The sequence below is a fragment of the Succinivibrio dextrinosolvens DSM 3072 genome (genome assembly GCF_900167015.1).
Taxonomy (GTDB): Bacteria; Pseudomonadota; Gammaproteobacteria; order Enterobacterales; family Succinivibrionaceae; genus Succinivibrio; species Succinivibrio dextrinosolvens.
Genome location: NZ_FUXX01000067.1, coordinates 1 through 8,206 on the forward strand (window position 1 = coordinate 1; position 8,206 = coordinate 8,206).

Sequence of the window (8,206 nt, forward strand, 5' to 3'; positions counted from 1 at the left end):
AATCTTTAAGAATATTGGAGATATCAAGTTTATCAACAATTGTACTTACGAGTCTGACGGGATCTGAAGGGGAGATAAAATCACCAATACAAGGAGGAAGTAAGGCTAAATCATCTTGAATATAGGGTTTGAAAAGATCTTCTTTATCCATAACGATATTACCAATAATATAACTCTTTATATTATTAAGTATAGTATATTAACTTTGTATATCAAGGAAATAGATAAAGTTTTAATATAAAAATATTATCAATAATGTTAATAAAACCACAAAATTTAGGTAAAAATAGAGGGCGACCTTTTTAGTCACCCTCTTTCTAATATATTTAAGAGCTATTGGTATTTATTACATTACACCCTGAGCAATCATTGCATCAGCAACTTTGCGGAAGCCTGCGATGTTTGCACCTAGAACAAGATTGCCCTCAACACCGAACTCACGAGCGGTATCAGCTGCATTCTTGTATAGGTTGGTCATAATGTTGTGTAGCTTAGAATCAACCTCTTCGAAGGTCCATGAAGTCATGCCTGCGTTCTGCTCCATCTCTAACTGAGAGGTTGCAACACCACCAGCATTTGCTGCCTTAGCAGGACCGTAAGCAATCTTAGCATCTAAGAACTGCTTGATTGCACCTAGAGTTGAAGGCATGTTTGCACCTTCAGCTACAACCTTACAGCCGTTCTGAAGTAGAGTCTTAGCATCTTCCTCGTTTAACTCGTTCTGAGTTGCACATGGGAATGCACAGTCTACAGGGTAGCACCATACCTGATGCTTGCCTGCAGGGTACTGCTCAACAGGAGTGTACTGTGCAGTCTTTACTAACTCTGCATAGCGGGTTAGACGAGCACGCTCAACTTCTTTAACCTGCTTTAATACAGCTACATCGATGCCGTTTGGATCGTAGATGGTACCGGTTGAATCAGATACGGTTACTGGAGTAGCGCCTAACTGATATAGCTTCTCACAGCAGTAGATTGCAACGTTACCTGAACCTGAAACTGCGCACTTCTTGCCCTTCAGAGTGTCTGCGCGATCCTTCAGCATTGCGTCTGTGAAGTATACAACACCATAACCAGTTGCTTCTGTTCTTGCAAGAGAACCACCGAAGTTTAGACCCTTACCGGTTAATACACCTTCGTACTTGGTGGTTAAACGCTTGTAGGCACCGTACATGTAGCCGATTTCACGACCACCAGTACCGATATCACCAGCAGGAACGTCAACTAAAGCACCGATGTAGCGGTGTAACTGAATCATGAAAGCCTGGCAGAAACGCATGATTTCGGTCTCTGACTTGCCCTTAGGATCGAAGTCTGAACCACCTTTTGCACCACCGATAGGAGTGCCGGTTAGTGAGTTCTTTAGAATCTGCTCAAGACCTAGGAACTTTAATACGCCCTCGTTTACAGTTGGATGTAATCTGATACCGCCCTTGTATGGACCAATAGCTGAATTGAACTGTACACGGTAGCCCTTGTTTACCTGAACCTGACCCTTGTCATCAACCCATTCAACTCTGAAGCTAATAGTTCTCTCTGGCTCAACCATACGCTCAAGAATCTTGTATTTCTCGTATTTTGGCTCTTTTTCTACAACAGGCTGTAGAGTAGTTAGAATCTCTTCAGCAGCCTGTAGGAACTCTGGCTGATAAGGATACTTTGCTTTTAATGAGTCTAGAACTCTTTGGGTATATGATGACATTTAATGTCTCCTTGAATATTGCGTGTTTAATCATTTTGATTTAGTAAGAATTTACAAGAGACATTTTTGTGTTGCAATAAAAAACACTATATTCACTGATATAGTGCAGGTAAGTTTATTTTTAGTGCAAATTGGTAAAAAATGGAGTTATTATAATAAATACTGAATAAATATCAATAAGTTAATCTTATTATAGCCTGTTAATTTATTGTGCAAAAGTGAATTTTTGAGCTGTTTTTTAGGTATTTTGCGTGGATTTTCTTGCTAATTTACCGGGATAATACTTCCTTTTTTTCAAAAAAATCGCCCTGAACTACAAGAGTTCAGAACGATTCGTTTCTTGTTTTTCTGTCAGTTTTTTACTGTTTGCTTACTGGAATGACAGGCTTTTATCTGTCCGAGGTTACATGCTGTTTTATAGAACTCTATAGCTTGATCCGGATCTTTTTTAACCCCTAAACCTTTATCTGTCGCTTCTGCAATATACAGGCAGCCTTCTGCATCATTAAGGTTACAAGCTATCTTGTAGTATGAAGCCGCAAGCTCAGCATCGGCATCATCTCCTTTGCCTTCCTCATACATGAGTCCCAATGCTGTACATCCTGGAGCTACAGCAAGTTCACAAGCTTTATGATAGGAATCAATTGCTTTTTTGTAATCGTGGCGAAACTTGTCATAATCTTCAGAGTACATCTCTCCTGCATGTAGACATCCTAAACCATTTTTATTGCTACATGCCTGATCAAAATACTTTACTGCTCTGTTGCGGTCTATTTCTACGGAAATACCTTCGGAATATAGTGCTCCAAGATTCATACATGATTCAGCATTACCGAAAGAACAACCTTTTGAGTAAAATTCAGGAGCTCTGGAACGGTATTGTTCGAATTCATAGTTCTCCTCATACAGCTGTGCCAGTTTCAGACATCCTTGACCGTACTGCATTTCGCATGATTTGATATATAGTTCGTTTGCTTTGCGTATACTTTTTCTGGTTCCTTGTCCATTCACATAAAGGGTTCCCAGCCAGGAGCAGCCCTCACCACTGTTATGTGAACATGCAGACTGATACACTGTGATAGCTTTCTGATAATCTCCGGTTGCTACGTATTTTCGTCCTACAAGATTACAGTATGAAACATCACCATTTTCGCAAAGCATTGACCATCTGTCATTTTGATCTTCTGCATTGACAGACAATGATAAAACGCTACCTAAAAGAATGGCGAGAAGGCCGTTAAGATTACTTTTTATATTCCTCATAAAGCCTCTTTACTGTAGTTTCTAGTGATTTTTAATCGTGATTGTTAATGAGTTACTCTTCTGTAATTTATTCACTAACATGGATACGTTTATTAAGTTTAGTAATCAGTTTTATATTTTTATGTGACAGAGAGGTTATGTTTAAACAAGAATCTCTAGTTTTTTTTAACTTGTGGATAGCATCAAGAATATAGTGTTAATTTTTGTAATGAAAAATAGTAGGGGGTTTTTTAAGTATAGCAAAAGGCCCAGCAGAAGCTGGACCTTCAAAAAAAATGTCTATAAGGCAGGTATTCTTAGTTTTTGACCAGGGAAGATTTTATCAGGGTGTTTTAGCATTGGAGTGTTTGCTTCGAAGATTACATTGTACTGAGCTCCTTTTCCTTTGCCATAGCACTCTTCGGCTATCTTCCAGAGAGTATCTCCTTTTTTGACTTCATAGAATCTTGATTCCTCTCCCGCAGAGGCAACCTTCACTCCATCAGTTTTTACACCTGCAATACCTAATTTGTTGCCAACCTCAAGAACTGCCTTTTCAAGCGTTTCCTGATCTTTTGCCGTGCCCTTTAGAACAACGTTATCACCATCGAGTTCTACGGTTAAATCCTTTGTGTCCAGCCCCAGAGCATCCAAATCTTTTTTTAGATCTGCAGCATTGATTTCTGCAGCAGATGCAAGTCCAAGGATTTTTTCTCCAACGTCCTTAATAAAAGAGAAGAAACTCATTTACAACACTCCTTATTTAATGGATTATTCTTTCGCTATATATAATTAAAAGCATAATTATCAAGCAGTTACAGCTATATTCATAGATAATGGCTGTATTACCTTGTATAACATAAAATACATATAGTTAAACTTAGAGGGAGTTATAAGATCACAAAAAATATGTCCTTTTTTGAAAAAAGGTATAGCTTGTCGCAATTTTAAGTAGGAGGGAGAGAAAAAAAAATACCTCGTGAATTACGAGGTATTTTCTAAATTCAGAGCTGAATTATAGGCTGTAGTAAAGTTCAAACTCAGCAGGATGTGGAGTTGATCTTACTCTTGTATCTTCTTCAGCCTTAAGCTCGATATAGGCGTTAATCATATCTTCGGAGAATACTCCACCCTCTAGCAGATACTCGTGATCATTCTTAAGAGCCTTTAGAGCCTCATCTAGGGAACCACAAACCTGAGGAATGTTTGCTGCCTCCTCAGGAGGTAGATCATATAGATTCTTATCCATAGGATCACCTGGGTTAATCTTGTTCTTGATACCATCAAGACCAGCCATTAGCATTGCGGCAAATGCAAGATATGGATTAGCACAGCAATCAGGGAAACGAACCTCAATGTGAGCTGTCTTAGGATTTAGTGCATAAGGGATTCTGATGGATGCAGATCTGTTTGCAGCTGAGTAAGCTAACATCAGAGGAGCCTCAAATCCAGGAACAAGACGCTTGTATGAGTTAGTTGCTGGGTTTGTGAATGCATTTAGAGACTTAGCGTGCTTGATGATACCGCCAATGTACCATAATGCTTCCTGTGACAGTCCACCGTATAGATTGCCAGCAAAGATATTGTTTCCGTTCTTGTAGATTGACTGGTGGCAGTGCATACCTGAACCATTGTCACCAAAGATTGGCTTTGGCATGAAGGTAGCAGTCTTACCGTACTGATGAGCAACGTTCTGAACCACATACTTGTAGATCTGAACTTCATCAGCTTTCTTTGTTAATGAATTGAATTCTGTTGCAATTTCGTTCTGACCAGCGGTTGCAACTTCGTGGTGATGAGCCTCGATAACCAGTCCCATCTGCTGCATAACCTTGCACATTGCAGAACGAATGTCCTGAGATGAATCTACAGGAGGTACAGGGAAGTATCCACCTTTTACACCTGGACGATAACCTTTGTTTCCACCTTCGTATTCAGTTGAGCTGTTCCATGCTGCCTCAATGTCATCAATAGCCACAAAAGAGCCTGTAATATCAGACTTGAAACGAACATCATCAAACAGGAAGAACTCTGGTTCTGGACCAAAGTATGAAACATCACCGATCCCAGTTGACTTTAAGTACTCTTCAGCTCTCTTTGCTACTGAACGAGGATCTCTGCTATAACCGGTTAAAGTTTCTGTTTCAAGAATATCGCAGCGAACGATAATGGTTGGATCTGCGTAGAATGGATCTAGCTGAACAGTGTTGATATCTGGCATCAGAATCATATCTGACTTATCAATACCACACCAACCAGCAATTGAAGAGCCATCAAACATCTTTCCCTGATCGAAGAACTTCTCATTGATGCAGGAAATAGGAAGAGTGATGTGCTGCTCTTTACCTTTAGTATCGGTAAATCTTAGATCAGCAAAAACAACATCATTTTCTTTGATGAGATTGCTAACTGCGTTGAAATCCATTTAGGCGCTCCTAATTATTAAAGAAAAAATCAGCTCCATTTTTTTTATGGCTGTGATTTTCGTCAAGTTTATATTTTAAGTCAAAGGTTATTTTTGGTGGCTTAAAAAAACAAGGCTAGATTTTACTATATGGGGGGTATAGGAGCAAATTATATGCGCTTTAAGGCAAGGTCTTTTTTTTAAAAAAATAATTGAAATATCATTATGTTAGAAAACAGATTTGGCTATACATATAGGGAGAGCAGGGCAATTGCTTGAAAAATAGCTGTTTTAGTGTGATAAAAAAAATATAGAAAATAAAAGAAATTGCACATTAATGGAGCAACAGATAAGGAGCATCAGCTGACAGCTATCAGCTGATGAAGTGTTAACTATTAGTTTAGTTCGAGTGAGTAAACTTCCTCATTGATGAAGAAATCTCCCATATCAAGTCCTGTATCTCTAACCTTCTGCATTCCTTTTTTCTTATAGAATTCAAGACCTGGATTGTGGGCATTGATAATGAGCTCAATAGTGCAAGGAAGAATCTTAGAGCGGACGTATTCTTTTACTGCGGTAAAGAGGGCTGTTCCTATTCCCTTACCGACGTAGTGCTCATTTACATAAATCTTCTGCATTAAAAACAAGTTTGGTCCCTGCTGGATTACGGAGACAACACCAAGATCCTCTCCATTGAATGTTGCAATGAAGTAGTCTGTTCCTGCACCAATGGCATCTGATAGCGCCTGCTGAGAGTAAAGTTTATCTAGCATAAAATCGATCTGTGCAGTTGTAAGAACACCTTTGAATGATGATGGCACAAGCTCAGATGCAAGCTTCTGCAGAATATCAACATCATCATTAGTTGCTTTTCTGACTGTAATCATAGGTACCTCAGATTTAAGAAAATCTTACTTGTTGATCTACAAAACATTTTAGAATAGTAGAATCAATTTTCCATTATAATTGAATGGATTATGTGATAAAGTTCACCAAAGTTCCCTTGTTAATGCGGTTTTTTAAGTATTTTGATGGTTTTTTACCAATATTCTCCAGAAATTGTCCTTACATTTATCTGTTCTACGGAATCTCTTTCTTTTTTTTAACTATCAAATCTCCATAAGAAAAAACTTAAAAATGATAAGATTAATCATTTAATATAATTAATATTGATTTAGCCAAATTAAATTTAGTAAAATTAAATCAGTTTAAAAACAGGTTAAATCTTTTTCAGTTAAAGAGGTGCATTATGAGCATTTATGATTTTGAAGTTAACACAGCAAGAGGCAAGAAGGTTTCTTTAAAGGACTATGAGGGTAAGGTTATTCTTATCGTTAATACAGCCAGCAAGTGTGGTTTCACTCCTCAGTACGAAGAATTAGAAGCTTTATATAACCAGTATAAGGATCAGGGCCTTGAGATCCTGGGGTTCCCTTGCAATCAGTTTGCTGAGCAGGAACCAGGTACTGCCGATGAGATTACTGAGTTCTGCAAGATAAACTATGGCGTAACCTTTACCATTTTTGAGAAAGGTGATGTACGTGGTGATAATGCTCAGCCTTTATTCAAATATCTGACTTCTCAGAAGGGCTTTAAAGGCTTTGATATGAAGCATCCAATTGCTAAGATTTTACAGGATGCATTGGAGAAGAACTTCCCTGACTATTTAGAAGGAGATTCTATCAAGTGGAATTTCACCAAGTTCCTTATCAACAGAAAAGGTGATGTTGTAGAGCGCTACGAACCAACCACCACTCCTAAGGAGATGGCTTCTGCTATTGAAGCTCTTTTATAAAAGAAACTTTAACTGTATTTAAAGAGAGGAAGCTCCCTCTTTTCAGATCGGATAATTAAGATTACAGGAGTTTGTTATGTCAGATAAAATTTTAGATACCGTAATTATTGGTTCTGGTCCTGCAGGTTACACTGCTGCAATTTATGCATGCCGCTCAGGATTAAATCCATGGCTTGTAAAAGCCCTGAGCCTGGTGGTCAGCTGACAACAACTCCTGAAATCGGTAACTGGCCTGGTAGAAAAGATGCTCCTGACGGATTCTCTCTTATGGACTCCTTAAGAGAACATGCAGAAGCTCTTGGTACAAAGTCCATATCTGCTATGGTTACTGCTGTTGATTTTTCTTCTGATATTAAGACGTTAACACTTGATAGTGGTGATGTCATCAGATCTCGTACTGTAATTATTTCTACTGGTGCCAAGGCAAGATATTTAGGTTTGAAGTCTGAAGAAGAGTATAAGGGTAAAGGTGTATCAGCCTGCGCTACCTGTGATGGATTTTTCTTCAGGAAAAAAGATGTTGCTGTAATCGGAGACGGTTCTACTGCTTTTATTGAAGCTCTGTATCTTACAAACCTCTGCAATAAGGTTTATATCGTTCACAGACGTGAGCAGTTTAGAGCAGAGAAGGTTTTAGTAGACAAGTTAAGAGAGCTTGAGAAGACCGGTAAGGTTGAGTTTGTTCTCAATGCTAACGTGGATAAGATCATCGGTGATTGCAATAAAGTTACAGGAGCAGACATTAAGTTTACTGATGGCTCCAGACGTAGCATAAAGCTGGATGGTATTTTCGTTGCTATCGGTCATGAACCTGCAACTAAAATCTTTAAAGATGCTCTTGAGCTTGATGAAGAAGGTTATTTGACATCCTCCTCTCGCTGAATCAAGAGGATTCCTACTGCTGACATTACTGTTCAGCTTCAGAGGGTTCACAGTGCTGACTCCTTTTGGAGTTCACTTTCTGTGCTAGCCGGGCGAGCCCCGCCCTTAGGATATTTCCCGCTGCATTTTCATCTGCATTAGCTGTATATCCACAGTTCGTACAGCAGAAATGAGCCTGAGT

General features: G+C 38.8%; 8 protein-coding genes. 3 read left to right on the plus strand and 5 right to left on the minus strand.

Features of this window, described 5'->3' with window-relative positions; genetic code table 11:
• Nucleotides 1-346: 346 nt before the first annotated feature.
• From gdhA to B5D46_RS11440, 5 genes are all read right to left on the minus strand, one after another.
• Nucleotides 347-1,702 (minus strand): NADP-specific glutamate dehydrogenase, encoded by a 1,356-nt coding sequence (gene gdhA, locus B5D46_RS11420; RefSeq protein WP_031491844.1) that lies wholly within the window; start codon nucleotides 1,700-1,702, stop codon nucleotides 347-349.
• A gap of 351 nt (nucleotides 1,703-2,053) precedes the next feature.
• Nucleotides 2,054-2,965, minus strand: a complete 912-nt coding sequence (locus B5D46_RS11425; protein WP_078929562.1) for a tetratricopeptide repeat protein — start codon at nucleotides 2,963-2,965, stop codon at nucleotides 2,054-2,056.
• Between the two features lie 279 nt (nucleotides 2,966-3,244).
• Nucleotides 3,245-3,691, minus strand: a complete 447-nt coding sequence (lysM, locus tag B5D46_RS11430) for a peptidoglycan-binding protein LysM (RefSeq protein ID WP_078929563.1) — start codon at nucleotides 3,689-3,691, stop codon at nucleotides 3,245-3,247.
• Between the two features lie 268 nt (nucleotides 3,692-3,959).
• A complete protein-coding gene (glnA, locus tag B5D46_RS11435) occupies nucleotides 3,960-5,369 on the minus strand; it encodes a glutamate--ammonia ligase (RefSeq protein ID WP_031491211.1) in 1,410 nt (469 codons plus the stop codon).
• Between the two features lie 374 nt (nucleotides 5,370-5,743).
• Nucleotides 5,744-6,235: a GNAT family N-acetyltransferase gene (locus B5D46_RS11440; protein WP_078929564.1), complete on the minus strand. Its 492-nt coding sequence runs from the start codon at nucleotides 6,233-6,235 to the stop codon at nucleotides 5,744-5,746.
• A gap of 362 nt (nucleotides 6,236-6,597) precedes the next feature.
• On the opposite strand from B5D46_RS11440, the gene B5D46_RS11445 reads away from it, so the two are divergent.
• The 3 genes from B5D46_RS11445 (at nucleotide 6,598) to B5D46_RS11450 (ending at nucleotide 8,025) form a co-directional block, all read left to right on the plus strand.
• On the plus strand, nucleotides 6,598-7,143 hold the full coding sequence (locus B5D46_RS11445; protein ID WP_078929565.1) for a glutathione peroxidase: 546 nt from the start codon (nucleotides 6,598-6,600) through the stop codon (nucleotides 7,141-7,143).
• Between the two features lie 76 nt (nucleotides 7,144-7,219).
• Nucleotides 7,220-7,348, plus strand: coding sequence for an FAD-binding protein (locus B5D46_RS12070; protein ID WP_143675681.1), 129 nt, complete (start codon nucleotides 7,220-7,222; stop codon nucleotides 7,346-7,348).
• Nucleotides 7,312-8,025, plus strand: a complete 714-nt coding sequence (locus tag B5D46_RS11450; RefSeq protein WP_159443112.1) for an NAD(P)/FAD-dependent oxidoreductase — start codon at nucleotides 7,312-7,314, stop codon at nucleotides 8,023-8,025. The genes B5D46_RS12070 and B5D46_RS11450 overlap by 37 nt, the downstream gene beginning before the upstream one ends.
• The last annotated feature ends 181 nt before the right edge of the window (nucleotides 8,026-8,206 follow it).

Excerpts from the sequence above, each read along its gene's own strand:
- B5D46_RS11440 (WP_078929564.1), bottom strand. The coding sequence starts at position 6,235 with ATGATTACAGTCAGAAAAGCAACTAATGATGATGTTGATATTCTGCAG.
- lysM (WP_078929563.1), bottom strand. The coding sequence starts at position 3,691 with ATGAGTTTCTTCTCTTTTATTAAGGACGTTGGAGAAAAAATCCTTGGA.
- B5D46_RS11450 (WP_159443112.1), top strand. The coding sequence starts at position 7,312 with ATGGCTTGTAAAAGCCCTGAGCCTGGTGGTCAGCTGACAACAACTCCT.
- gdhA (WP_031491844.1), bottom strand. The coding sequence starts at position 1,702 with ATGTCATCATATACCCAAAGAGTTCTAGACTCATTAAAAGCAAAGTAT.
- B5D46_RS11445 (WP_078929565.1), top strand. The coding sequence starts at position 6,598 with ATGAGCATTTATGATTTTGAAGTTAACACAGCAAGAGGCAAGAAGGTT.
- B5D46_RS11425 (WP_078929562.1), bottom strand. The coding sequence starts at position 2,965 with ATGAGGAATATAAAAAGTAATCTTAACGGCCTTCTCGCCATTCTTTTA.
- B5D46_RS12070 (WP_143675681.1), top strand. The coding sequence starts at position 7,220 with ATGTCAGATAAAATTTTAGATACCGTAATTATTGGTTCTGGTCCTGCA.
- glnA (WP_031491211.1), bottom strand. The coding sequence starts at position 5,369 with ATGGATTTCAACGCAGTTAGCAATCTCATCAAAGAAAATGATGTTGTT.